Origin of the sequence: Actinomadura sp. WMMA1423 (assembly GCF_006547145.1) — a bacterium.
In the GTDB taxonomy this organism is placed as follows: domain Bacteria; phylum Actinomycetota; class Actinomycetes; order Streptosporangiales; family Streptosporangiaceae; genus Spirillospora.
In genome coordinates this window covers 6,124,857-6,147,586 of sequence record NZ_CP041244.1, presented here as the reverse complement: position 1 = coordinate 6,147,586, position 22,730 = coordinate 6,124,857, and the positions used below count along the sequence as shown (strand labels likewise).

At 70.9% G+C, this 22,730-nt stretch carries 23 protein-coding genes and 1 tRNA gene; 2 read left to right on the top strand and 22 right to left on the bottom strand.

Annotated elements, in window-relative coordinates:
• Nucleotide 1: 1 nt before the first annotated feature.
• The 17 genes from FKD65_RS28520 to FKD65_RS28440 all read right to left on the bottom strand — a co-directional run bounded on the left by FKD65_RS28520 (nucleotide 2) and on the right by FKD65_RS28440 (nucleotide 16,026).
• Nucleotides 2–1,093: an MCE family protein gene (locus FKD65_RS28520; RefSeq protein ID WP_141580574.1), complete on the bottom strand. Its 1,092-nt coding sequence runs from the start codon at nucleotides 1,091–1,093 to the stop codon at nucleotides 2–4.
• Nucleotides 1,094–2,125 (bottom strand): MCE family protein, encoded by a 1,032-nt coding sequence (locus tag FKD65_RS28515; RefSeq protein WP_141580571.1) that lies wholly within the window; start codon nucleotides 2,123–2,125, stop codon nucleotides 1,094–1,096.
• Complete coding sequence (locus FKD65_RS28510; protein ID WP_141580569.1) at nucleotides 2,122–3,426, bottom strand: MCE family protein; 1,305 nt, start codon at nucleotides 3,424–3,426, stop codon at nucleotides 2,122–2,124. The genes FKD65_RS28515 and FKD65_RS28510 overlap by 4 nt, the downstream gene beginning before the upstream one ends.
• 61 nt (nucleotides 3,427–3,487) lie before the next feature.
• Entirely contained in the window at nucleotides 3,488–4,336 is an 849-nt protein-coding gene (locus FKD65_RS28505) for an ABC transporter permease (RefSeq protein ID WP_141580567.1), read from the bottom strand.
• On the bottom strand, nucleotides 4,337–5,188 hold the full coding sequence (locus FKD65_RS28500; RefSeq protein ID WP_240809646.1) for an ABC transporter permease: 852 nt from the start codon (nucleotides 5,186–5,188) through the stop codon (nucleotides 4,337–4,339).
• Nucleotides 5,188–6,312: an ABC transporter ATP-binding protein gene (locus FKD65_RS28495; RefSeq protein ID WP_141580565.1), complete on the bottom strand. Its 1,125-nt coding sequence runs from the start codon at nucleotides 6,310–6,312 to the stop codon at nucleotides 5,188–5,190. The genes FKD65_RS28500 and FKD65_RS28495 overlap by 1 nt, the downstream gene beginning before the upstream one ends.
• Before the next feature lie 636 nt (nucleotides 6,313–6,948).
• Nucleotides 6,949–7,338, bottom strand: a complete 390-nt coding sequence (gene rplL / locus FKD65_RS28490) for a 50S ribosomal protein L7/L12 (RefSeq protein WP_141580563.1) — start codon at nucleotides 7,336–7,338, stop codon at nucleotides 6,949–6,951.
• Between the two features lie 54 nt (nucleotides 7,339–7,392).
• A complete protein-coding gene (gene rplJ, locus FKD65_RS28485; RefSeq protein ID WP_141580561.1) occupies nucleotides 7,393–7,953 on the bottom strand; it encodes a 50S ribosomal protein L10 in 561 nt (186 codons plus the stop codon).
• Nucleotides 7,954–8,343: 390 nt separating this feature from the next.
• Complete coding sequence (locus FKD65_RS28480) at nucleotides 8,344–9,222, bottom strand: LppX_LprAFG lipoprotein (protein WP_141580559.1); 879 nt, start codon at nucleotides 9,220–9,222, stop codon at nucleotides 8,344–8,346.
• Nucleotides 9,223–9,338: 116 nt separating this feature from the next.
• On the bottom strand, nucleotides 9,339–10,190 hold the full coding sequence (locus tag FKD65_RS28475) for an LppX_LprAFG lipoprotein (protein ID WP_240809645.1): 852 nt from the start codon (nucleotides 10,188–10,190) through the stop codon (nucleotides 9,339–9,341).
• Nucleotides 10,191–10,376: 186 nt separating this feature from the next.
• Entirely contained in the window at nucleotides 10,377–11,249 is an 873-nt protein-coding gene (locus FKD65_RS28470; protein WP_141580557.1) for a hypothetical protein, read from the bottom strand.
• 105 nt (nucleotides 11,250–11,354) lie between these two features.
• A complete protein-coding gene (locus FKD65_RS28465) occupies nucleotides 11,355–12,920 on the bottom strand; it encodes a class I adenylate-forming enzyme family protein (protein WP_141580555.1) in 1,566 nt (521 codons plus the stop codon).
• A 164-nt stretch (nucleotides 12,921–13,084) separates the two neighbouring features.
• A complete protein-coding gene (gene rplA / locus FKD65_RS28460) occupies nucleotides 13,085–13,801 on the bottom strand; it encodes a 50S ribosomal protein L1 (RefSeq protein WP_141580553.1) in 717 nt (238 codons plus the stop codon).
• A gap of 61 nt (nucleotides 13,802–13,862) precedes the next feature.
• Nucleotides 13,863–14,294 (bottom strand): 50S ribosomal protein L11, encoded by a 432-nt coding sequence (gene rplK, locus FKD65_RS28455; RefSeq protein ID WP_141580551.1) that lies wholly within the window; start codon nucleotides 14,292–14,294, stop codon nucleotides 13,863–13,865.
• Between the two features lie 334 nt (nucleotides 14,295–14,628).
• Nucleotides 14,629–15,501 carry a transcription termination/antitermination protein NusG gene (nusG, locus tag FKD65_RS28450; RefSeq protein WP_141580549.1) on the bottom strand — a complete coding sequence of 291 codons (873 nt, stop codon included), beginning with the start codon at nucleotides 15,499–15,501 and terminating at the stop codon, nucleotides 14,629–14,631.
• A 74-nt stretch (nucleotides 15,502–15,575) separates the two neighbouring features.
• Entirely contained in the window at nucleotides 15,576–15,830 is a 255-nt protein-coding gene (secE, locus tag FKD65_RS28445) for a preprotein translocase subunit SecE (RefSeq protein ID WP_141580547.1), read from the bottom strand.
• A 123-nt stretch (nucleotides 15,831–15,953) separates the two neighbouring features.
• Nucleotides 15,954–16,026: transfer RNA gene (locus tag FKD65_RS28440), tRNA-Trp, on the bottom strand.
• A gap of 256 nt (nucleotides 16,027–16,282) precedes the next feature.
• On the opposite strand from FKD65_RS28440, the gene FKD65_RS28435 reads away from it, so the two are divergent.
• On the top strand, nucleotides 16,283–17,494 hold the full coding sequence (locus FKD65_RS28435; RefSeq protein ID WP_141580545.1) for a pyridoxal phosphate-dependent aminotransferase: 1,212 nt from the start codon (nucleotides 16,283–16,285) through the stop codon (nucleotides 17,492–17,494).
• A 150-nt stretch (nucleotides 17,495–17,644) separates the two neighbouring features.
• On the opposite strand, the gene FKD65_RS28430 is transcribed toward FKD65_RS28435, so the two are convergent.
• From FKD65_RS28430 to FKD65_RS28420, 3 genes are all read right to left on the bottom strand, one after another.
• Nucleotides 17,645–18,397 (bottom strand): hypothetical protein, encoded by a 753-nt coding sequence (locus FKD65_RS28430; RefSeq protein ID WP_141580543.1) that lies wholly within the window; start codon nucleotides 18,395–18,397, stop codon nucleotides 17,645–17,647.
• A gap of 3 nt (nucleotides 18,398–18,400) precedes the next feature.
• Nucleotides 18,401–18,910 carry a SigE family RNA polymerase sigma factor gene (locus FKD65_RS28425; protein ID WP_141580541.1) on the bottom strand — a complete coding sequence of 170 codons (510 nt, stop codon included), beginning with the start codon at nucleotides 18,908–18,910 and terminating at the stop codon, nucleotides 18,401–18,403.
• A 139-nt stretch (nucleotides 18,911–19,049) separates the two neighbouring features.
• The gene (locus tag FKD65_RS28420; protein WP_141580539.1) at nucleotides 19,050–20,015 is read right to left on the bottom strand and encodes a hypothetical protein; all 966 of its coding nucleotides are present in this window, start codon (nucleotides 20,013–20,015) and stop codon (nucleotides 19,050–19,052) included.
• A gap of 283 nt (nucleotides 20,016–20,298) precedes the next feature.
• On the opposite strand from FKD65_RS28420, the gene FKD65_RS28415 reads away from it, so the two are divergent.
• On the top strand, nucleotides 20,299–21,351 hold the full coding sequence (locus FKD65_RS28415; RefSeq protein WP_141587134.1) for an adenosine deaminase: 1,053 nt from the start codon (nucleotides 20,299–20,301) through the stop codon (nucleotides 21,349–21,351).
• Between the two features lie 37 nt (nucleotides 21,352–21,388).
• Here FKD65_RS28415 and FKD65_RS28410 read toward each other — a convergent pair whose 3' ends face one another.
• On the bottom strand, nucleotides 21,389–21,961 hold the full coding sequence (locus tag FKD65_RS28410) for a TetR/AcrR family transcriptional regulator (RefSeq protein WP_141580536.1): 573 nt from the start codon (nucleotides 21,959–21,961) through the stop codon (nucleotides 21,389–21,391).
• 27 nt (nucleotides 21,962–21,988) lie between these two features.
• The gene (locus FKD65_RS28405) at nucleotides 21,989–22,690 is read right to left on the bottom strand and encodes a GntR family transcriptional regulator (protein WP_205718278.1); all 702 of its coding nucleotides are present in this window, start codon (nucleotides 22,688–22,690) and stop codon (nucleotides 21,989–21,991) included.
• Between the last annotated feature and the right edge of the window lie 40 nt (nucleotides 22,691–22,730).

Here is a 22,730-nt window from a genome sequence, read left to right as displayed (position 1 = left end):
CTCACGGGAGGAAGGGCAACGGGTTGTCGCTGTTGCCGGTCTTGCCGGTGCCGGGCGAGCCGGTGCCGGAGGAACCGCCGCCCGGCCGGGCGCCCTGCTTGTTCGTCGCCGCCCCGCCGCCGGGCGGGGGGTTCTGGATCGAGGCGGGGATCGGGATGAGGTTCTGGATCCACGAGTCGAACCAGCGGCCGGTGCCCGTCACGTCGGAGAACTGCCGGGCGAACGGCGCGAACAGCTGGAGGATCCGGTCCAGGTTGTTCTGGTTCTTCAGCAGGATCCGGTTGACCTTGGCCAGGTTGTCCAGCATCGGGCGCAGCTGCTTGTCGTTCTCGCTGATCAGGGCGTTCACCTGCTGGGACAGCGCCACGGTGTTGAGCAGCAGCTGGTGGATGACCGCGCGCCTGGCCTGCACCGCCTGGAGCACCTTGTCGCCGTCCTGGACGAGCTTGGCGAAGTCCTGGTTGCGGTCGGCGAGCAGCTTGGAGACGTCCTTGGCCTTGCCGGCCAGCTCGTGCAGCTCGTCGTCGCGGGACGCGACCGTGTTGGACAGCCGGCGCAGCCCCTGCAGCGACGCCCTGACCTCCTCGGGGGAGTTCTTGAACGTGTCCGACAGGACGTCGAACGACTTCGCGACCTGCTGGACGTCGATGGCGCCGACGCGCTGGCTCAGCTCGCTGATCGCGGGGACGACCTCGAACGGGGTGTGCGTCCGCTCGATCGGGACGTTGCGGCCGAGCTTGCCGCGGCCGCGGGGGGTGAGCGCGAGGTAGTGCGCGCCGAGCACCGTCTTGATCTTGATGTCGGCCTCGGTGCGGTCGCCGAGCCGCACGCCGTCGTCGACCCGGAAGGTGACCTTCACGTGGTCGCCGGCCAGCTCAAGCCCGGTGACCTTGCCGACCTTGACGCCCGCGACGCGGACCTCCTCGCCGGCCCGCAGCCCGGCCGCCTCGCGGAACGCGGCGGTGTGGGTGGAGCCGCCGGAGACGAGCGGCAGGTTCTCCAGGTTCATCGCCAGCGCCACCAGCACGATGATGATCGCGAACGCGGACAGCCCGATGGGGACCGGGTTGCGTTCCCGGAACGGGATCCTCATCTACTTGCACCTCGCGTTCTCGTTCACGATCGCCGGCGTCTGGTAGACCGGTCCGCCCGGCAGCCGCACCCGCGCGTCGAGGCCGCAGATGTACATGTTGAACCAGGAGCCGTAGGAGGAGATGTTCACCAGCCCCTCCAGCCGCTTCGGCGTCCGCTGCAGGCCCGCGTCGAGTTCCTTGCCGTTGGCGTCGAACGTGGCGGTGAGCTTGCGCAGCCCCGCGATGTCGTTGCGGATGCCGGGGCGGGCGTCGGCGAGCAGGCTCTGCGTGGTGCCGGTCAGGTCGTTGATCGCCGACACCGAGTCGAAGATCGCCTGACGGTCGCCCGACACCCCGCTGACGAAGCCGCGCAGGTCCGTGACCAGCTGGTCGACCTCGTTGTGGCGCTCGTCGATGGTGCCGAGCACGGTGTTCAGGTTGTCGATGACGTCGCCGATGACCTTGTCCCGGTCGGCGAGCGTGTTGGTCAGCGACGCCACGTGCGCGAGCAGGCTGTTGATCGTCCCGCCCTCGCCCTGGAGCACCTGGATGATCTGCATCGCGAGCGTGTTGACGTCCTTGGGCTCCAGCGCGCGGAACAGCGGCCGGAACCCGTTGAACAGGGTCGTCAGGTCCAGCGCCGGCGTGGTCTGCGCGATCGGGATCGTCCCGCCGGGCTTCAGGTAGTCGTTGGCCTGCCCGGCGCCGTCGGTCAGCGCCAGGTACCGCTGGCCCATCAGGTTCCGGTACCGGATCTGCGCCTTGGTGGACGAGGGCAGCCCCGCCTTGAAGACGTTCTCCTTCTGGAGGCTGAACGTGACCTCGGCCTTGTCGCCCCGGTACAGCTCGATGTGCTCGATCTGGCCGACGCGGACGCCGGCGACGCGCACGTCGTCGTTGTCGAGCAGGCCCGTCACGTCCGAGAAGATCGCCTTGTAGGTGGTCGTCTCCCGGAACCGCATGTTGGAGATCGTCATCGCCAGCACGCCGGTGGCCAGCGACGTGACGACCACGAAGATCGCCAGCTTGATCGCCGCGCTCGTCGTCCTCACTTGACCGTCACCACCGATCCGTCCGCGAGAAGCGGCCCGAACATCAGCGCCGACACGTCGGAGAGCCGGTCGGAGGGGGTCCGCGTCACCGGTCCGAGCACGCTCTTGATCTTTTCCTTCTCGCTCATCGCGCCCGGGTCCACGAAGACGTTCGACAGGGCCCGGCCGCGGCTCCCGCCGCCGTTCGGGTCATCGGGGTTCTTCCACCACAGGTCGTCTTCCGTGCCGTCCAGCGCGAGGTAGTCCGGGGACGGGACCTTCGGGTTCGGCAGGCCGTAGCAGCGCGGGTTGCGCTGGTCCTTGACCTCCGGCTTGTCCAGCGGGTACTTGAAGCCCGGCCGCGGCTTGACGATCTCGACCGTCAGGTTGAAGGTCTTGGAGCCGTTCCCCCCGGCCACCCGCTCGGCCTCCGGCCGGATCTTCATCAGCCCGGCGAACACGCACGGCAGCGACGGCGAGTAGCGGGCGACCAGGTCCAGGACGTCCCGGTTCGCGATGTTGAAGCCGATGATCTTCGGGCCGTTCTGCCGCATGAACACGTCGCCGTCCTGTGCCAGCGCCGTAGTCGCCGGGATCAGCTGCTCGATCGTCGCCTTCTTGTCGGTGATCGTCCGGCTGGTGACGTTGATGTTGCGGAGCGTCTGCAGCAGGTCGGGCGCCGCGGCGCTGTAGATGTCGGAGACGTCGGCCAGGGCGTTCAGGTCGTGCACCAGCGTGCCCAGCTGCGGGTTGATCTTCCGCAGCAGCTCGTCGGCCTCCTCGATGTTGCGGCCGATCTGGTCGCCGCGGCCTTGCAGCGCCGTCGCCAGCGCGTTCAGCGTGGTGTTCAGCTCCGCCGGCTTCACCGCCTGGAGCAGCGGGAGCAGGTCGTTCAGCACCTTGTCGATCTCGACGGCGGCCTGGGAGCGGTCCTGCTGGATGACCTGGCCCGAGCGCAGCCCGAGGGGGCCCGCGTCGGCCGGGACCCCGAGGTCCACGTACTTCTCGCCGAACAGCGTCTTCGGCAGCAGCCGCGCCTGGACGTTCCGCGGGATCAGCTTCGCCTTGTCCGGGTCGAGCGCCAGGTGCAGCGTCGCGCCCCGCGCGTCGGCGTCGGCGCTGCGCACCTCCCCGACGATCAGGCCGCGGACCTTCACGTCCGAGTGCGGCAGCAGCTGCAGGCCCGCGCGCTCGCTCCGCACCCGCACGTTGAGGGTCGGCGTGAACGCCTTGTTGTACAGCGCCACGGTCAGCGCCAGCAGCAGGATGATCACGAGGATCATCGACAGCCCGAGCACCCGGAACCGCAAACGTTGACTCATGACCGCACCTCCGGTGGGGGGGCGACCCCCCACACCCCCCGGTTCGCTCCGCTCATCCCGGTCACCCCGCGATCCGAACGCTGGTGGTGGTGCCCCAGATCGCCATGCCGAGCATCAGGTCGGCCACGTTGATCACCACGATGCTGGTCCGCACCGCGCGGCCCACCGCCACGCCGACGCCCGCCGGACCGCCGGAGGCGTGGTAGCCGTAGTAGCAGTGGATCAGCATCACCAGCACCGCGAAGACGATCACCTTTCCGAACGACCACAAGATGTCGTACGGCGGTAGGAACAGATGGAAGTAGTGGTCGTAGGTGCCGGTCGACTGCCCGTAGAACATCGTCACGATCACGCGGGTCGCGCCGTAGGAGGCGAGCAGGCCCACGATGTACAGCGGGATGACCGCGATCATCCCGGCGAGCATCCGGGTCGTGACGAGGAACGGCATCGACGGGACGGCCATGACCTCCAGCGCGTCGATCTCGTCGGAGATCCGCATCGCGCCGAGCTGGGCGGTGAAGCCGCAGCCGACCGTCGCCGACAGCGCGAGCGCCGACACCAGCGGCGCGATCTCGCGGGTGTTGAAGTAGGACGCGACGAACCCGGTGAACGCGGCCGTGCCGATCTGGTTCAGCGACTCGTAGCCCTGCAGGCCGACCTGGCTGCCGGTGAAGAACGTCATGAACCCGACGATCACCACCGAGCCGCCGATCACCGCGAGGCCGCCGGTGCCGAGGCTCACCTCGGCGAGCAGCCGCAGCACCTCGGTGCGGTACCGGGTCAGCACCCGGAACACCCACGCGAACGCGCGGGCGTAGAACGACATCTGGTGGCCGAAGTCGTCCAGCCTGTCGAGCGGCGCGCTCACCACCCGCCGGGCCGCCTTGCCCGTCTTGCCAGGGGCGGTCATCTACATCCCCTTCGACGGGACGAACTGGAAGTACAGCGTGGAGATCAGGAAGTTCTCCAGGAAGAGCAGCATGAACGTGATGACGACGGTCTGGTTGACCGCGTCGCCCACGCCCTTCGGTCCGCCCTTGGCGTTCAGGCCCTTGTAGGCCGCGACGAGGCCCGCCGTGATGCCGAACACGAACGCCTTGAACTCGGCCTGCAGCAGGTCGGGCAACTGCGCGATCGCGTTGAAGGAGGCCAGGTAGGCGCCGGGGGTGCCGCCCTGGAGCATCACGTTGAAGAAGTAGCCGCCGAGGAGGCCGACCACCGAGACCAGCCCGTTCAGGAACAGAGCGACGAACGCGCAGGCGAGCATCCGCGGCACCACGAGGCGGTGCAGGGGGTTGATCCCGAGCACCTCCATGGCGTCGATCTCCTCGCGGATCTTCCGGGAGCCGATGTCGGCGCACATCGCCGAGCCCGCGGCGCCCGCGACCAGCAGCGAGGTGACCAGCGGGCTGGCCTCCCGGACGATCGCGACCACGGCGGTCGCGCCGGTGTAGGACTGCGCGCCGAGCTGCCGGATCAGCCCGCCGACCTGGAGGGACAGCACGCCGCCGAAGGGGATGGCGACGAGCATCGTGGGGACGACGGTGACGCTGACGATGAACCAGGCCTGCTGGATGAACTCGCGCCACTGGAACGGCCATTGGAACACCGCGCGGGCGGTGTCCAGGCACAGGGCGAAGAACCGTCCGGGTTCCTTGATCGCGACGTTGGCCGCGCCGTCCCCGATCTTGCGGAACGTCGCAGAAGAGCCCCCGCCCTTCCTTGCCCCTCGCTGGTCCGCGCCGATACCAGGAGTGGACATCAGTAGCCTGCACCCGCTCCCGGCCGGCCGGGCGGCGGGTTGCCCGGGAACTGTCCACCGGGACCGCCGGGCGGCGGACCGGAGGGAGGCATGCCGCCGGGCGCTCCGTGCGCGCCGCCGGCGGGTGCGCCGACGGGCGTCATCGACGCCACGTAGCGCGGCCACTCCTCGACCCAGTTGCGGCCGAGGTCGTCGATGAACGAGCCGGGCGGCGGCGTGACGCCGTGCGCCGCGCACCACGCGCCGGGCGCGTGCATACCGGTGCGGAGCAGCCCGTTGCTCGGCATCTGCTGCGGCGGGATCGGCGGCAGCTTGCCGGGGTCGTGCCCCATCTTCGCCTCGGCCTCGAGCTCGGACTCGTCCTTCTCCTCGGACATGCCGATCGGGCCGATCTTGCTGGCGTTGAGGAACTGCCGGACGACGGGCTCCTCGCTGGACAGCAGCATCTCCCGCGGCCCGAACATCGCCAGGTGCCGCTGGTACAGCAGGCCGATGTTGTCCGGGACGGTGCGGGCGGTGTTGATGTCGTGCGTGACGATCAGGAACGTCGCGCCGATCTGGGCGTTGAGGTCGATGAACACCTGGTTCAGGAACGCGGTGCGGACCGGGTCGAGGCCGGAGTCCGGCTCGTCCACCAGCAGGATCTCGGGGTCCAGGACGAGGGCGCGGGCAAGGCCGGCGCGCTTCTTCATACCGCCGGAGATCTCGCCGGGCAGTTTGTGCTCGGCGCCGAGGAGGCCGACCATGTCCATCTTCTCGAGGACGATGCGCTTGACCTCGGACTCGGACTTCTTGGTGTGCTCGCGGAGCGGGAACGCGATGTTGTCGAACAGGTTCATGGAGCCGAAGAGGGCGCCGTCCTGGAACAGGACGCCGAACTGCTTCCGGGTGTCGTAGAGCTGCGACTCGGGCAGGTACGGCAGGTCCCTGTCGCCGATCCAGATGTGCCCGCGGTCGGGCTTGAGCAGTCCCACCAGGGACTTCAGGAAGACCGACTTGCCCGTACCGGACGGACCCAGGAGAACGGAGATCTCACCTGCGGGAATGGTCAGCGACACGTCCTGCCAGATCACCTGGCGGCCGAAGGACTTCGTCAGGCCCTCGACTCTGATCTCGACGCCCACTCGTCACCTTTCGTCCAGGCCGGGGGAATCCCGAACCAATGAGCGAGTAGCACTCAGGCTCTTTCTGTCGTCACACCGCGCCTTTGTCGTCACGCCGCGTTCCACACCGCGTTCCGCTGTCACGCTGCGTGTCCGCCGCATTGCTACCGTCCGGTAGCCGTGACGGGTGCCACTACCGTAGCGGCCCCCCGTCCAAATGGAAGGGGTTCCGACCCAGATCAGCGGCTAAATGCGACGTCGTAAGACAATCGTTACTTACGGCGTCTATGAGACTAGTGGTCCAAGAACCGGAGCCTCAAGACCGGGGTGCCGGCGACGGCTGACGACCGGGGGTCCGCCGCACTGCGGAGACGCCCGCGGCCGGGTGTGGCCAGTGCGTCAGGACGGGACGCTACGCCGCGGGCGGGAAGCGGCACAACCCGTCAGGGCACACGGTTTCCGGCAGGGGTTTGTCACCTCCGTACAGGAAACGGGCCGCCCCGGCGCCCCAGGTCCGCGCTCCGCGACAAGGCCCCGCGCGTTCCGCGACAAGGCCCTACGGACACCGCCGCAACACGAAGGAGGCGGCCACCCCACCGGGGTGACCGCCTCCTGGAGAGCGGTGGAGCCGCGAGGCTCCGGGAGCTCTGGAGCGCCTTACTTGACGGTGACCGACGCGCCGGCCTTCTCCAGGGCCTCCTTGGCCTTGTCGGCCGTCTCCTTGTTGACCTTCTCGAGCAGCGGCTTCGGCGCGCCGTCGACCAGGTCCTTGGCCTCCTTGAGGCCGAGGCTCGTCAGGGCGCGAACCTCCTTGATGACCTGGATCTTCTTGTCGCCGGCACCCTCGAGGATGACGTCGAACTCGTCCTGGGCCGGGGCCTCCTCGGCGCCACCCGCCGGCGCGCCCGGGGCCGCGGCGACGGCGGCGACGGGGGCGGCGGCCTTGACGTCGAAGACCTCCTCGAACTGCTTCACGAACTCGGAGAGCTCGAGAAGGGTCATCTCCTTGAACGCGTCGAGCAGGTCGTCGGTGCTGAGCTTCGCCATGATGATTCCTCCGCTATGGCTTGTGATCTGGGGTGGTACTGGACCGCGGGTTGCCTACTCGGCGGACGCCTCGGCGGCGGGTGCCTCGGCGGTCTCGCCCTCGGCGCGCTTGGCGCGCAGCGCCTCGGCGAGCTGGGCGGCCTGCGTCGGCAGGGCGTTGAACAGCGCGGCGGCGTTCGCCATCGAGCCCTTCATCGCGCCGGCCAGCTTCGCGAGGAGGACCTCGCGCGACTCGAGGTCCGCCAGCTTGGTGACCTCGGCGGCGTCCATCGACTGACCGTCGATGAAGCCGCCCTTGATCACCAGCATCGGGTTCGCCTTGGCGAAGTCGCGCAGGCCCTTGGCGGCCTCGACCACGTCGCCGCGGACGAACGCGATGGCCGACGGGCCTTCGAGCAGATCACGGAACTGCTCGTCGACACCGGCCTCGTTCGCGGCGCGCTTGGTCAGCGTGTTCTTCACCACGCGGAACCGCGCGGTCTCGCCGAGGTTGTCGCGCAGCTCCTTGACCTGCGCGACGCTAAGCCCGCGGTACTCGGTCAGCACGGCGCCGTTGGAGCTCTCGAACTCGCTCTTGAGCTCGGCGATCGCCGCGTCCTTGTGGGCCTTGGCCATAGCCCTCCTTCCGATTACCTGGGTGGTCCGATCCGCGCCTCGCCCGCGTGCGGGTTTCGGCGCCGATCCACCAAAAAACGCCCCGGCGCAGGCGCACGGGGCGTCCAGGCACGGCACGGAGGCCATGCGGGAAGCTCTCGTCTCACCTACGCAGGCCGCCCGACGTGAGTCGGGTCCTTCGGTCACCTCGAGGGAGGTGACGACCGGCGGTCTTCGGCACGGAACAGAATACGTGCGATGACTTGAGAGACCAAATCAGAGGACAGGACGGGGTGGGGACACCCCGGGGACACGACGGAGGGACCGTGCCCCGGTCGGGGTACGGTCCCTCGGTCGTGCTCGGACGCGGGCCCGCCGCATGCGGGGCGGGCCCGGCCGGGCCGGGCCGGGTCAGGCGCCGGGGAGGCCGTTGCCGTTGCCGAGCCGGCTCATGATCTCGCCGAAGTCGGTGACCTCGCTCGCCGGCGGCTCGGTGACCTGCACCGGCTTGCCGAAGTCGCGGTACTTCATCGTCATGGTCATGTCGCCTTCGGTCGACTGCGTCGACTTCATCGTCATCTTGCGCGGCAGCTGCTGACCGTCCACCCACAGGTCGAAGTGCATGGCCTGCTGCCCGGTCTTGCCGAGGCTCTTGCGGTAGGCCTCCCGCGTCTCCGGGGAGAGCTTCGCGACCGCGTCCTCCATCCGGTACGTGCCGGTGTAGTGGGTCGTCTGGACACCGTCGACGGTCTCCTTGCCGACCTCCCGCGCGTCCTTGGACGCCGTCAGCATCTTGGTGTTCTGGACCGGGTCCATCTGCCGGGACTGCTGGAGCAGCTCGTCGATGTTCATGCCGGACTTCGCGCCCAGCTCGTCCAGCGAGATCTTGATCCACGGCTTGGAGCCGCCGCCGAGCTGGGACAGCATCGGCATCTTCATGTACATGTTCCGGCCGACGAGCCGCTGCTCCATGCCGCCCACCGACTTGCCGCCGACGGTCATCTGCGCGAAGTTCATGCTGTAGGCGAGGTCGGGCTTCGTCCGGTACTGCATCGTGCCGTTCATCGAGGCGTCACCCTGCGACGTGCCGGTCATCTGCATCGACATGTCGGCCTGGAAAGAGTCGATCTGGCCGGTCTTCTCGGCGGCCTTGCCGAGGACCTGCGCGGCCGACAGCCTCAGTCCCTTGCCGGCATCGTCCACCTTCTTCCCGGCGTCCCCGAGGCAGCCGGTCAGCGAGAGGGCGAGGCCGGTGGCCAGCGCCGTGCCTGCGGCGAAACGACGGATCATCTTGGGGGTCTCCTTGGTCTCCTTGGCACCCGGGTGATGCGGGGCGAACGGTACATCAGACGCAAAGGACCCCGCCGAGGTTCACCATCGTCGACACCGCCGTGAGTCGCCGGCCGTCAGTTACCGCCGAGGATGCCCTGCAGGGAGAGCTGGCCCACCTGGTCGGACGGGGGCGTGTTCACGTTCACGGACTTGCCGTAGTCGCTGTAGAGGACGGTCACCGTGCCGTTCTCGCCCTGGGACCCGGTGGCCTTGGACACGAGCTTGCGCGGCAGGTTGTCGCCGTCCGTCCACAGGTCGAAGTTGATCTTCCCGTTGGCGCGGTCCTTCGGCAGCCAGTGCTGGACCTTCGTGCGGGCCTCCGCGTCCAGCTGCTTCAGAGCGTCCTCGACGGTGACCGTCCCGGCGTAGTGCGTCGTCTTCACGCCGTCGACGGTCGCGGTGCCGACCCTGCGGGCGTCCTTGGAGCCGGTGAACATCTTCGTCTGCTCGGCCGGGTCCACCTTCTGCACCTGGTCGACCAGGCCCTGGACGTCGAAGCCCGTCCGCTGCGACACCTGGTTCACGTCGATCCGCACCCAGGGCTTGCCGTTGCTGACGAACTGCGCGAGCTGCGGGACCTTCGCGTACAGCACGTTGTCGGTGAAGATCGCCTGGCCCTTGGCGCCCGGGACGCTCTGCCCGTTCCGGCTGAACTCGTCCAGCTTCGCGCTGAACTCCAGCGACGGGCGCAGCCGGAACTGGCCGTTGGCGTGGATCTTCCCGCCGCCGTCGCCGGTGCCCGTCACCGTCAGGTCGGCCTTGAACGTGTCCTTCTTGCCGGTCTTCTCGGACGCCTTCAGCAGCGCCTGGCTCGCCGTGAGCTTCATGTTGCCGGTGTTCTCCGACCCGTCCCCGTTGCATCCGGAGAGGAGGAGCGCGGCGCCCACCGCCGTGCCACCGGCCGCCACCACGAATCGTCGGTTCATGAGGGTTGAGCCTCCCTTGTCGCCCTGCTGGTGTTCCCAGTCTCTTCGGACGCTAACGGCGCTACATCCCCCGGTGGTACGAATGGCGCCCGGTTCGGTACGACCAACGGCGTAGCCGTCCCATGGCCGGACGGTAAGGCGGCGGGGCGGTGGAACGGCGGTGTGCGACCGGTGCCGCGGCCCGCGTCAGCGGTAGGAGCCGAACGTCATCGACCCGGCGAACCCGGCACCCGGCCCCTGCGCGCCGAGGCTGATCGTGGTCGGGCGGGCCTCGCTGTCGGCCAGCAGATCGAGCCCGCAGCCCGTGTCGTCCGGGATCCACTTGCGGAACGCCGCCGCCGCGTCCTGCGGGAGCAGCGGGTACACCCCGCCCATGAGCCCCTGCGCGGTGAAGCGCGTCAGCCCGGCGGCGTCCGGCTCGCTCGCCGTCATGCCCGGCAGCGTCCCGATCATGAAGGTGAACTGGCGGGGGTCGGACTCGTTCTGCAGCTTGCCCAGCTGCGCCTGGGTCAGCGTGGACTTCGTCCACTTCTGCCCGTCGTAGCCCTTGAGCGTGCTCCCCTGGACGATCACCTTCTGGGTGACCTTGGACAGCTCGCCGCCCTTCATCGTCTGGGTGACGCCCGTGGCGCTCATCGCGAACTTCGGCCACAGCGTGAACGAGGCCGTCTCGGTCGCGTGCTGGTAGTCGCCGCCGGACCCGACCGTCACCTTCATGTCCGTCTTGCGGGTGAAGGAGTGCAGGCTGGGGCCGGGCTGGGGCGGCGCGGTGGGCAGGCCGTGCGGGGCTCCCCCGCCTCCGGGCCCGCGCGTGCCCGGCCGGGGGCTCGCGCCGTTGCCGGACCCCGGCGCACCGGGCGTGCCCGGAGTGACCGTGGCGGACGCGGCGCCGTTGGGGTTGGCGGGGTCCTGCTGGGCCATCGCGGCGGAGGGGGGCAGCGCCCCTCCGTCCTTCGGCGAGTCACCGCCGATCTTGACCACCATCAGGATCGCCGTGGGCACGACGGCCACCGCGGTCACGGCGGAGATGGCGATGGCCCGATCGGTACGACGCTTCACCCGGGCAATTCAACACCAGGTTCCTCGTGGGTAACAAAACAATCGAGTACCAGATTGTCCGGTTCCGGACTACGCCCCGTGTATCCGCCCCCCACGCCTCCGCGTTCAGGGCTTCTCGGGGCGGCCGGTCAGTTGGGCGCGGAGGGCTGACTTGCGGACTTTGCCTGTGCCGGTGCGCGGCAGGGCGGCGGCGAACTCGATGCGGCGCGGGGTCTTGAAGCCCGCGAGCCGGGCGCGGCAGGCCGCGATCAGCTCCGCGCCGTCCGGCGGGACGGCGTCCGGCACGACCACCGCGCACACCGTCTGGCCCCAGCGCGGGTCGGGCAGCCCCACCACCGCGACCTCGCGCACGCCCGGAACCGTGCGCAGGACGTCCTCCACCTCGCGGGACGAGACGTTCTCCCCGCCCGTGATGATCACATCCTTGAGCCGGTCGGCGAGGTACAGGTGGCCGTCCTCGTCGATGCGGCCCGCGTCGCCCGTGCGGAACCAGCCGTCCGCGAACGCCTCGGCTGTGGCCTCGGGGTCGTCCCAGTAGCCGTCCGCCACCTGCGGTCCCCGGACCACGACCTCGCCCTGCTCGCCGGGCGGCAGCGGCGTCCCGTCCTCGCCGATCACCGCGATCTCCGCGCCGTCGCCGGGACGGCCCGCCGAAGCCGCCAGCTCCGGCCGCGCCGCGACCGCGGCACGGTGGTCCGCCGGGGACAGGAACGTCGCGTTGCCGGACAGCTCGGTCATGCCGTACCCCTGGTTGAGGTCGCAGCCGAGCACCTCGCCGGCGCGGCGCAGCAGCGGCACCGGCATCGGCGCCGAGCCGTAGACGATCACCCGGAGGGTGGCCCGCAGCGCCTCCAGCGCCGCCTGGTCCCCCTCCAGGTGCGCGAGCAGGTCCTCCAGCATCGTCGGGGCCAGCGACAGGGTTGTGACCCCGTGCCGGCGCGCCGTCTCCACCAGGGCGGCCGGATCGAAGCGGCGAAGCACCACCGCGTGCCGCCGGAACAGGTGGTGCATCATGACCTGGTAGCCCGCCACATGGCACAGCGGGAAAGGCGTGCAGAACACGTCCCCCGGCAGCACGGGACGCCCCGATACCGTCACCGCGAGGCCCGCGAGCAGGCTCCTGTGGGTGAGCCTCACGCCCTTCGGCCGACCCGTCGTGCCACTGGTGAACATCAGCCAGGCGACCTCGGCCGGATCGCGCACCCCCGCAGGCTCGGGGGCCGGGCCGTCCCATGGCAGGTCGGCGACATCGGCGAGCGGCGGGTGGCCGGCGGGCAGGTCGCCTTCGCGGGCGAGCCGCTCCAGCATGTCGGGCTCACCGACGACCAGTTCGGCGCCGCAGCGGACGATCTGGTCGGCCCATTCGCGCGGATGCAGCCTCTGGTTGAGCGGCACGAGGATCCTGCCGTCGCGCGGGACCCCGTAGTACGCCGCCACGTACTCCGGCCGGTTGTGCGCGAGCAGCGCCACCCGCGCGCCGGGCGAGCACCTCGCGGACAGGTGGGCGCTCAGCGCGTCCGTCCGGGCGCGCAGCTCCCGGAACGTCCAGGTCGTGCCGTCGACCGACAGAGCCGGGGCGTCGGGGGCGTCCGCCGCGGCCGCCACGAGCACGTCGTGCAGCCGGTGCACGCCGTCCAGCCGGCGGACGTCCCGATGCCGCGATCCGCCCATCACATCCCCTTCGCCGACGATCCGGGCGCCGAATCTAGCGTCGGACGGACCAGGGCCGCCGATGCCGTCCCGCTGAACGCGACCTGCGGCGGGGCGGAAAGCGGCAGGGCGCCCCCGGTCGTACCGGGGGCGCCCTGCTCGACGGCGTTCGACGCCGGGTTCGGTCAGGCCTCTTCGAACTCGGCCGTCAGGTTGCGGACCGCGTTCGGGTCCACCGGGATGCTCGGGCCCATCGAGGTGGTCAGCGCCGCCTTCTTGACGTACCGGCCCTTCGCGGCCGACGGCTTGAGACGCTGGATCTCGTCGACCGCGGCGGCGTAGTTCTCCACCAGCTGGCGCTCGTCGAAGGACGCCTTGCCGATGATGAAGTGCAGGTTCGCGTGCCGGTCGACCCGGAACTCGATCTTGCCGCCCTTGATGTCGGAGACGGCCTTGGACACGTCCATGGTGACCGTGCCGGTCTTCGGGTTCGGCATCAGGCCGCGCGGACCGAGCACCCGGCCGAGCCGGCCGACCTTGCCCATCTGGTCCGGGGTCGCTACCACGGCGTCGAAGTCCAGGAAGCCGCCCTGGATCCGCTCGATCAGGTCGTCGGAGCCGACCATGTCGGCGCCCGCCGCCTCGGCCTCCTGCGCCTTGGCGCCGACGGCGAAGACGAGCACGCGGGCCGTCTTGCCGGTGCCGTGGGGCAGGTTGACCGTGCCGCGGACCATCTGGTCGGCCTTGCGGGGGTCGACGCCCAGCCGCATGGCGACCTCGACGGTCGCGTCGAACTTGGTGACGGCGGTCTCCTTGGCCAGCTTCACGGCCTCGACCGGGCTGTAGAGCCGGTCGCGGTCGATCTTCTCGGCCGCGGCGCGGTAGCCCTTGCTGCGCTTCATGTGCGTTCCTCCAAATGGAACTCGTGGTAGGGGCCGGCGCGGGCCCTCCCACTGGGGTGGCTTACTTGACCTCGATGCCCATCGACCGCGCGGTGCCGGCGACGATCTTCTCCGCGGCGTCGAGGTCCTTGGCGTTGAGGTCGGGCATCTTGGTCGTGGCGATCTCGCGGACCTGGTCGCGGGTGACCGAGCCGACCTTGGTCTTGTGCGGCTCGCCGCTGCCCTTCTCCACGCCCGCGGCCTTCAGGATGAGCTGCGCGGCCGGCGGGGTCTTGGTGACGAAGGTGAACGACCGGTCCTCGTAGATGGTGATCTCTACGGGGATGACGTTGCCGCGCTGGGACTCCGTGGCAGCGTTGTACTGCTTGCAGAAGTCCATGATGTTGACGCCGTGCGGACCGAGCGCGGTACCGACCGGCGGCGCCGGGGTCGCCTGTCCGGCCTGGAGCTGGACCTTGACGAGCGCGGCGATCTTCTTCCTCTTGGGAGGCATGCCTCTCCCTCGTGTTCCGTTTCACTGTGGTCCCGACTCCCGGATACCGGGCAACACGGCGGGCGGAACTAGACCGCCGTGTTGGGACCTTGGCCGACCCCCGGCCCCGCGGACGCGGGGAGCAGGTCGCACCCTGACGAGTGCGGCGATGGGGTCATCCCCGCTGAAGCGGGGCAGTACGGTGCCCGTCCCTCCAAGAGCGGAGGCCGGGAACCCGAACCCGTCCTCGCCGGAGCGAGGACGACCTGTCAAGGATACGGCCTGACCGGAGCGGCCCGGGCCGACCGGGAGGCGGGTTCGGGGCTCGGAAGGCCGACTCGCCCGTGAAGGCGGGTCAGATCTTGGAGACCTGGTTGAAGGAGAGCTCGACCGGGGTCTCGCGACCGAAGATGGAGACCAGCACCTTGAGCTTCTGCTGCTCGGCGTTGATCTCGTTGACGGTGGCGGGGAGGGTGGCGAACGGGCCGTCCATGACGGTGACCGACTCGCCGACCTCGTAGTCGACGGTGGCGGGGGCCTTGGCCTGCTCCTTGGCGGCCTTGGCGACGCCCTCCTCCGGCTCGGGGGCCAGCAGGTTGGCGACCTCGTCCAGGCTGAGCGGGGACGGCTTGTTCAGCAGGCCGACGAACCCGGTGACGCCCGGCGTGTTGCGGACCGCGGCCCACGACTCGTCGGTGAGCTCCATGCGGACGAGGATGTAGCCCGGCAGGACCTTCTCGTTGACCTTCTGGCGCTTGCCGCCCTTGATCTCGGTCACCTCGTGCTGCGGGACCTCGATCTGGAAGATGTAGTCCTCCATGTTGAGGGTCTGCGTGCGGGTCTCGATGTTGGTCTTGACCCGGTTCTCGTAGCCCGCGTAGGAGTGCACGACGTACCAGTCGCCCGGCTGGAGGCGGAGCTGCATCTTGAACTCGGCGTACGGGTCGACCGGCGGCGCGGCGGCCTCTTCCTCACCGGCCTCCTCGCCCTCGGCGGACTCGGCCGGCTCCTCGCCCTCGACGGCCTCGGCGAGCTCGGCGGCGCCCTCGGCCGCGTCCGGCGCGGGGGCCTCCTCGTCCTCGAGCTTCGTGTCCGCCGGCTCGGCGTCGCCGGCGGAGACGACCGCCTCGGCCGTCTCGTCGGCGGCTCCCGCCTGGTCTGCCGCAGCAGCCGCAGCAGACTGGGCCTCTTCAACGGCCTCGTCGTAGGGCTGTGAGGACTCGGACACGGTGGACTCTTCTCTCGGTCTGCGGTGATGGACTTGCGAAGGTGCGGCGGGGCCCGGCCCCGGCCCGGGCGGCGTCAGCCGAAGATCTCGTAGATCCCCTTCTGCAGCCCGTAGTCGATACCGGAGACGATCGCGACCATGACGAGCACGAACATCAGCGAGACGGTCGTGTACGTGATCAGCTCCCGCCGCGTCGGCCAGATGACCTTGCGCAGCTCGGCGATGATCTGGCGCACGAACAGCGCGGGCGAGGTCCGCCTGGAAGGGGACTTCTTCTTGCCCTTGCCCTCGTCCTTGGCCTCGGGCTCGTCGCGAGTCTCAGTCGCCATTTGCCGCCGTTCACCTCATAGGTCGTGATCCAACCACCCTGTGGTTGCCGCGCGGTCCCGTGCCGCGGAGTGCCACGGCGACGCCATGGCGCGGCCGGGGACGGGTGCGCGCACCGCACCTCGCAGGGCAGGAGGGACTCGAACCCCCAACCGCCGGTTTTGGAGACCGGAGCTCTACCAATTGAGCCACTGCCCTTCACTTCTCCGGCTAAGGAGAAACCCGACCGTGGGATCGGGCGGTGCCGGGTCCCAGCTTACGGCCTCATCGATGCCCGCGTGCGGACAGGCGCGTATACCGGTGACACGTCACTTGGAGGAGGAGTCTACGTGCCGGAGGGGCCCGCGTCGAACCGGATATCCCGGCGGATCGCCGCGAGCCGCGGCGGCGACCCGTCCGACCGGCTCGGATATATGGCTGCGGGTCCCGGGGGGCCGTCTGTAACGATAGGGGCATGAGCATCGACCGTCCTCGCATCTCCAAGCGCATCGCCGCGATATCCGAGTCCGCCACGCTGGCCGTCGACGCCAAGGCCAAGGCGCTGAAGGCGGCGGGCCGCCCGGTCATCGGGTTCGGCGCGGGCGAGCCCGACTTCCCCACGCCCGACTACATCGTCGAGGCCGCGGTGACCGCGTGCCGGGTGCCGCGCTTCCACAAGTACACGCCCGCGGGCGGGCTGCCCGAGCTGCGCGCCGCGATCGCCGAGAAGACCGAGCGCGACTCGGGGTACCGGGTCGAGGCGTCGCAGGTGCTCGTGACCAACGGCGGCAAGCAGGCGGTGTACGAGGCGTTCGCGGCGCTGCTCGACCCGGGCGACGAGGTGATCGTCCCGACGCCGTACTGGACGACCTACCCCGAGTCGATCAAGCTGGCGGGCGGGGTCCCCGTGGACGTCGTCGCCGACGAGACCACCGGCTACAAGGTGGGCGTCGAGCAGCTGGAGGCCGCGCGCACCGACCGGACGAAGGTGCTGCTGTTCGTGTCGCCGTCCAACCCGACGGGCGCGGTCTACACGCGGGACGAGATCGAGGCGATCGGCCGCTGGGCCGACGAGCACGGCCTGTGGGTCGTCACCGACGAGATCTACGAGCACCTCGTCTACGGGGACGCCGAGTTCCACTCGATGCCCGTGGTGGTGCCGGAGCTGGCCGACCGGACGCTCGTCCTGAACGGGGTGGCGAAGACCTACGCGATGACCGGCTGGCGGGTGGGCTGGCTGATCGGCCCGGCGGACGTGGTGAAGGCCGCGCAGAACCTGCAGTCGCACGCGACGTCCAACGTGGCCAACGTCTCCCAGGCCGCCGCCCTCGCCGCGGTGACCGGCGACCTGTCGGCGGTCGCGGAGATGCGCAAGGCGTTCGACCGGCGCCGGCACACGATCGTGCGGATGCTGAACGAGATCCCGGGCGTGGTGTGCCCCGAGCCGGAGGGCGCGTTCTACGCCTACCCCTCGGTCAAGGCGCTGCTCGGCAAGCAGCTGCGCGGCAGGCGTCCGGAGACGTCGGTGGAGCTGGCGTCGCTGATCCTGGAGGAGGCCGAGGTCGCGCTGGTGCCGGGCGAGGCGTTCGGCACGCCGGGCTACTTCCGCCTCTCGTACGCGCTGGGCGACGACGACCTCGTCGAGGGCGTCTCGCGCGTCGCGAAGCTGCTCTCCGAGGCGAGCTGACCCGATCGACACGAAACCGGCCCCGGGTGCACAGATCCCGGGGCCGGTTCCATGCGGGACGGGCCTCCGCCGGGCCCGTCCCCCGGATGTCCGGCGGGACGTCCCGCACGCGGCCCCTCTCCGCCGCGGGACGTCCCGCCGAACGGGGTCTCAGGGGCGCACGCCCTCGGCGATGCGCATGAGCCGGTCCTTGGCCGTTCCGGCGGCGGTCACGGTGACGCCGACGCCGGGCCGCGCGATCCAGGAGATCTGCCGCGCCGAGTCGGGGCGGTCGCCGGTGAGCGCAGGAGTCCCGTGGACGGACGTGTGGCCGGGGACGCCGGGGGCGCGCATCAGGTCCTGCGGGCCGGTCAGCCCGCCGCCCTTCACGAGCGCGACCTCCACCCAGCCGCCGCTCCCGCGCCACGAGCACGTCGTGGTCTCGCGTCCGCCGCTCCCGGAGACCTCGCACGGGCCGGTGGAGGTCAGGCCGCCCGGCAGATAGGTGATCCACTGCGGCAGCCTGCCGACGGCGCCGGGCACCCCCGGCCTGGACGGGGCGTGCCCGTCGCCGGACGAGCCGCGCGGTTGCGGCTTGCGAGAGGCTCCCGCCTCGGGCGTCCCCTCGGGAGACGGGGACGCGGGGACGCCCGGGGCGGGAGGTCGCTCCGGCAGCCGGAACGCCGAGACGCTGTTGCTGGGACGGGCCGTCTCGGAGTTCCCGGCGGGTGTGGCCCGGAACGACTGATAGGTGGGTACGAGGGCCAGGGCCGCGACCGAGGCGGCCGCGACGCCGCCGGCCGCGTGGATGCGGGCCTTGCGGCGGCGGTGGCGCCGCTTGACGTCGGCGACGAGCGACTGTGACGCGGTCGCCCCGGCCACCTGCTCGGCCATGGCCTTCCGCAGTTCACTCTCCAGATCCATCGCTCATCTCCCCAGTGGCGCCAGGTTCCGGTCGAGGCGTTCCCGGAGCCTGGCGAGCCCCCGGGACGCCTGGCTCTTGACCGTTCCGACCGAACAGCCGAGAGCCTGTGCCGTCTCCGCCTCCGACAGGTCCTCCCAGAAGCGCAGGACCAGGACCGCGCGCTGCCGCGGACCGAGCTTGCGCAGCTCCTCCATCAGGGTTCCCCTCAGTTCGACGGAGTGGTTGGGCGAGGCGGCCGGCGTCTCCGGGAGCCTCGCCATGTGGATCTCCCGGAGCACCTTCCACCGCCGGGACCGGCTGATCACGAGGTTGACCAGGATCCGGCGGACGTAGGGCTCGGGATCGCTGTCGGCCTCCAGCCGTCCCCAGTGTCGGTAGGCCTTTTCAAGCGCGGTCTGCAGGATGTCCTCGGCGTCCTGCCGAGCCCCGCACATCAGTGCGGCGGTGCGCAGCAGGGCATCGCCGCGTGCCGCCACGAACTCCACGAACGACTCGTCGTCTCGACGCCCCACAGTGCTCCGTCCCGGCTAGAGCGGTTCCGGCAGTTTGTCTGGCCGGGAGCGGGCGGCCCCGCGCCTGGGCCGCCCACTCCTCGTCTGTGTTGTGTTGCTGGTACTGCGGTGTTGCTGGTGTCGCCGTTCCTGGCCGGTGTCAGCCGGTCTTGTGCAGGGCGGCGGCCACGTCCTTCAGCCCGCCGGACACGACGGGGCTGCCGTTGACGAGCAGCGAGGTGCCGTTCGGGTCGAACAGCAGCACGCCGTCGCCGTTCGGGCTCTGCCAGGCGGCCACTCCGGCGACGGTCAGCGGGGTGCCGCCCTCGGGCAGGCCGAGGGCCTGGCGCAGCTGCTCCTGCGTCATGCCGGCGCGGGTCTTCAGCGTCTCCACGGTCAGCCACTGGCCGGCCTTGCCGGTCCACTTCTGCGTGACGGCGCAGACCTGCTTCTTGCGCAGCTCGGTCGAGCCGGGGACCGCCGACACGTAGCGCAGGCCCTTGGTCGTGATGACGGTCTTCTCGACGGTGCCGCCGACCTTCACGGCGGGCCGCAGGGAGCTGCAGTCGAGCTTGGGCAGCGCGGGCAGCGCCGGCTTGGCGGGCGTGCCGGGCACGCTCGTCTTCGGCTTGGCCGGAACGCCGCCGGGCAGGTTGCCGGTGGACGGCACGCAGGTGGGCAGGTTCGCCGGGACGCCGGGCTTGGCCGGAACGCCGGGGACGGCCGGAACGCCGGGCTTCGCCGGGACGTTCGGGAGGTTCTTGCCGTCCGGGGCCTTCACGCCGGGGACCCCGGTGGTCGGGAGGTCGGTCGGGACGCCCGCCTTGGGCAGCTGCCCCTGCGGCAGGTTCTTGGTGACGGGGTGCTGCTTGAGGTGCTGCTCGACCTGCTTCTTCGCACCGTCGGCCGGGGCCTTGGGCAGACCGGGCTTCGCGGGCAGGCACGTCGGCGCGACGTTCTTGGGCGCGGCGTCCTGCACCTTGCGCTCGACGGCGGGGACCTTGGAACCGTGCGACTGGAGGCCGGCCTCGTGGTGGGAGCCGGTCATGGCCCACGTCGCGCCGCCGCCCACGGCAACGGTCCCGATGGCGGACGCTGCGATCAAGGCGGCCTTCAGCGTGATCATCGTTTATCCCTTTCTGGCGGGGGTCTTGCTCCGGGGGGTGCCTGTCTCTCTCTGGCGCCCCTCGTATACGCACGGTGCCGGAAGAGGGTTGCACGCGATTCCAAAGTTTTTTCGGGGATGCCCATGGGCGCGATGGCCGTCGCGTGTCATGCGAGGTAGTCCGGTGTGGTGATCCTGCCGGGGCGGGCGTTCGAGGAGGACGATGATCCGGCAACATTGGGTCATGGAGGCCCGTACCGTTTCAGCCCGTCCGGCCGAGGACCGCTCCGCACCGGACCGATCCATGACCGGCCGCCGGGAGCCCGCGCCCGCCCGCGGCCCCGCCCGCCCGGACGTGGCCCTGCTGCCCAAGGCGCACCTGCACCTTCACTTCACCGGGTCGATGCGCCATTCCACGCTCGTGGAGCTCGCCGGCCTGCACGGCGTCCACCTGCCCGACGCCCTCGTCGAGGACTGGCCGCCCCGGCTTCAGGCGACCGACGAGCGCGGCTGGTTCCGGTTCCAGCGCCTGTACGACATCGCGCGGTCGGTCCTGCAGACCCCTGACGACCTGCGGCGGCTGCTGCGCGAGACCGCCGAGGACGAGGCCGCCGAGGGGTCCGGCTGGCTGGAGATCCAGGTCGACCCGAGCGGGTACGCGGCGAAGTTCGGCGGGCTGACCCCGACCGTGGAGCTCGTGCTCGACGCGGCGCGCGATGCGGCGGAGGCGGCCGGCATCGGCATCGGCGTGGTGATCGCGGCCAACCGCACCCGGCACCCGCTGGACGCCAAGACGCTCGCGCGCCTCGCCACCCGGTACACCGGCGAGGGAGTCGTCGGGTTCGGGCTGTCCAACGACGAGCGGCGGGGCCGCGCCTACGACTTCGAGGGCGCGTTCAGGATCGCCAAGCGCGGCGGGCTGCTGTCGGCCCCGCACGGCGGCGAGCTGCTCGGCCCGGCGAGCGTCCGGGAGTGCCTGGAGACGCTGGAGGCCGACCGGATCGGGCACGGCGTCCGCGCCGTGGAGGACCCGCGGCTGCTGGAGCGGATCGTCGACCGCGGCGTGACGCTGGAGGTGTGCCCGGCGTCGAACGTGGGGCTCGGTGTGGCGGCGACGGCGTCGGACGTCCCGCTGCGGCGGCTGTTCGAGGCGGGCGCGTCGATCGCGCTCGGCGCCGACGACCCGCTGCTGTTCGGTTCGCGGCTGGCGCGCCAGTACGAGCTGGCCCGGACCGCGCACTCGTTCAGCGACGCCGAGCTGGCCGAGCTGGCCCGGCAGTCGATCCGCGGCTCGGCCGCCCCCGAAGACGTGCGGACCCGCCTCCTGGCAGGCGTCGACGCCTGGCTCGACGGCTAGCGATCCTCTCGTTCGGGGTCGGGCCGCGGCCGGCGGTTCAGGTGCCCGGGCGGCCGGGCCCCCTGGCGCGCAGGCCCTCCGACCAGGCGGCCATCGAGCGGGGCAGGTCGGGGCCGGGCGGGGCGCCGAACGCGGTCATGACGTTCACGAGCAGCCCGTCCGCCATGAACCGGGCGACGGCGTCCGGTCCCTCGCCGGACAGGTCGCCGACGAGGCGCCAGAGCCTGGCCCAGCGGATCCGGCCCAGCGCGGCGATCTCCTCGTCCCGGACGGCGACGGCGTGGATCCCCAGCTGGAGGCGCGGCAGCGCGGGCTCCTCGCGCGGCAGCCTGAAGTACGCCCGCTCCATCGCGGCCATGGCGTCCGGGCCGCGCAGGCCGCGCGCGGCGTCGGCGAGGCGGTGCTCGATGTCGTCGAAGCAGCGTTCGGCCGCGGCGAGGAAGAGCGCGTGCTTGGACGGGAAGAGCCGGAACATGTAGGGCTGGGAGACCCCGATGCGGCGCGCGATGGTCCAGGTGGACGTGCCGTCGTAGCCGCCGTGGGCGAACTCGGCCATCGCGGCCCGGACCGCCAGCTCGCGGCGCGCACCGGCGCTCATCCTCGGGCTCATGCCCTCCACGTTAACGACTGGAGACGATCATGGTGGCGGGCGCCACATGCCCCGCCGTTCGAGGTGGCCGACCAGCAGTTCCCCGGCCCGGACGATGTGGGCGCGCATCTCCTCGCCGGCCGTGGGCGCGTCGGCGTCCCGGAGCGCCGCCAGGATGCGGCCGTGGTCGCGGACGGCGACGCCCGGCCAGTCGGCGAGCCGCCCGTACAGGCCGCGCGGGACGTAGCGGGCGGCGGTGCCGAGCGACCAGGCGAGCTTCGGCGAGTCGGCGGCCAGGTTGATCTCCCGGTGGAAGAGGTGGTTGCGCTCCTCCATGAGGTCGGGGCGGTGCGCGGCCTTGTCGCGTGCCAGGGCGTGCTGGAGGCCCTCCAGGCGCCGCAGGGCGGCCGCGTCGATCCGGGGCGCGGCGCGCACGGTCAGCTCCGCGGCGATTCCCGCCTGAACCCAGAACAGGTCCTGGACGTCCCGTTTCGACAGCGGCGCGACGACGAACCCGCGCCTCGGCTCCAGGACGACGAAGCCCTCGCTGCGCAGCGACTTCAGCGCCTCCCTGACGGGTGTGACGCTGATGCCGAACTCCATGGCCAGCCGTTCCAGCCGCAGATGGTCGCCGGGCCGCATCCGCCCGTCCATGATCAGTTCGCGGATGCGGGCGGCGGCCTCGTCGCTCAGCTGGAGCCGCGTGCCGAGCGCCTGGCGGGGCGGGGGGAGGGGAGCGGGAAGGACCACGGTCGTACTCCAGTCCGGGCCCTGCCGCGGCGCGCCCCGC

Coding starts and splice junctions, on each gene's coding strand:
- FKD65_RS28520 (WP_141580574.1), bottom strand. CDS start 1,093: ATGAGGATCCCGTTCCGGGAACGCAACCCGGTCCCCATCGGGCTGTCC.
- FKD65_RS28510 (WP_141580569.1), bottom strand. CDS start 3,426: ATGAGTCAACGTTTGCGGTTCCGGGTGCTCGGGCTGTCGATGATCCTC.
- FKD65_RS28505 (WP_141580567.1), bottom strand. CDS start 4,336: ATGACCGCCCCTGGCAAGACGGGCAAGGCGGCCCGGCGGGTGGTGAGC.
- FKD65_RS28500 (WP_240809646.1), bottom strand. CDS start 5,188: ATGTCCACTCCTGGTATCGGCGCGGACCAGCGAGGGGCAAGGAAGGGC.
- rplL (WP_141580563.1), bottom strand. CDS start 7,338: ATGGCGAAGCTCAGCACCGACGACCTGCTCGACGCGTTCAAGGAGATG.
- rplJ (WP_141580561.1), bottom strand. CDS start 7,953: ATGGCCAAGGCCCACAAGGACGCGGCGATCGCCGAGCTCAAGAGCGAG.
- FKD65_RS28480 (WP_141580559.1), bottom strand. CDS start 9,222: ATGATCCGTCGTTTCGCCGCAGGCACGGCGCTGGCCACCGGCCTCGCC.
- FKD65_RS28475 (WP_240809645.1), bottom strand. CDS start 10,190: ATGAACCGACGATTCGTGGTGGCGGCCGGTGGCACGGCGGTGGGCGCC.
- FKD65_RS28465 (WP_141580555.1), bottom strand. CDS start 12,920: ATGGGCGGATCGCGGCATCGGGACGTCCGCCGGCTGGACGGCGTGCAC.
- rplA (WP_141580553.1), bottom strand. CDS start 13,801: ATGAAGCGCAGCAAGGGCTACCGCGCCGCGGCCGAGAAGATCGACCGC.
- rplK (WP_141580551.1), bottom strand. CDS start 14,294: ATGCCTCCCAAGAGGAAGAAGATCGCCGCGCTCGTCAAGGTCCAGCTC.
- secE (WP_141580547.1), bottom strand. CDS start 15,830: ATGGCGACTGAGACTCGCGACGAGCCCGAGGCCAAGGACGAGGGCAAG.
- FKD65_RS28435 (WP_141580545.1), top strand. CDS start 16,283: ATGAGCATCGACCGTCCTCGCATCTCCAAGCGCATCGCCGCGATATCC.
- FKD65_RS28430 (WP_141580543.1), bottom strand. CDS start 18,397: ATGGATCTGGAGAGTGAACTGCGGAAGGCCATGGCCGAGCAGGTGGCC.
- FKD65_RS28420 (WP_141580539.1), bottom strand. CDS start 20,015: ATGATCACGCTGAAGGCCGCCTTGATCGCAGCGTCCGCCATCGGGACC.
- FKD65_RS28415 (WP_141587134.1), top strand. CDS start 20,299: ATGACCGGCCGCCGGGAGCCCGCGCCCGCCCGCGGCCCCGCCCGCCCG.
- FKD65_RS28410 (WP_141580536.1), bottom strand. CDS start 21,961: ATGAGCCCGAGGATGAGCGCCGGTGCGCGCCGCGAGCTGGCGGTCCGG.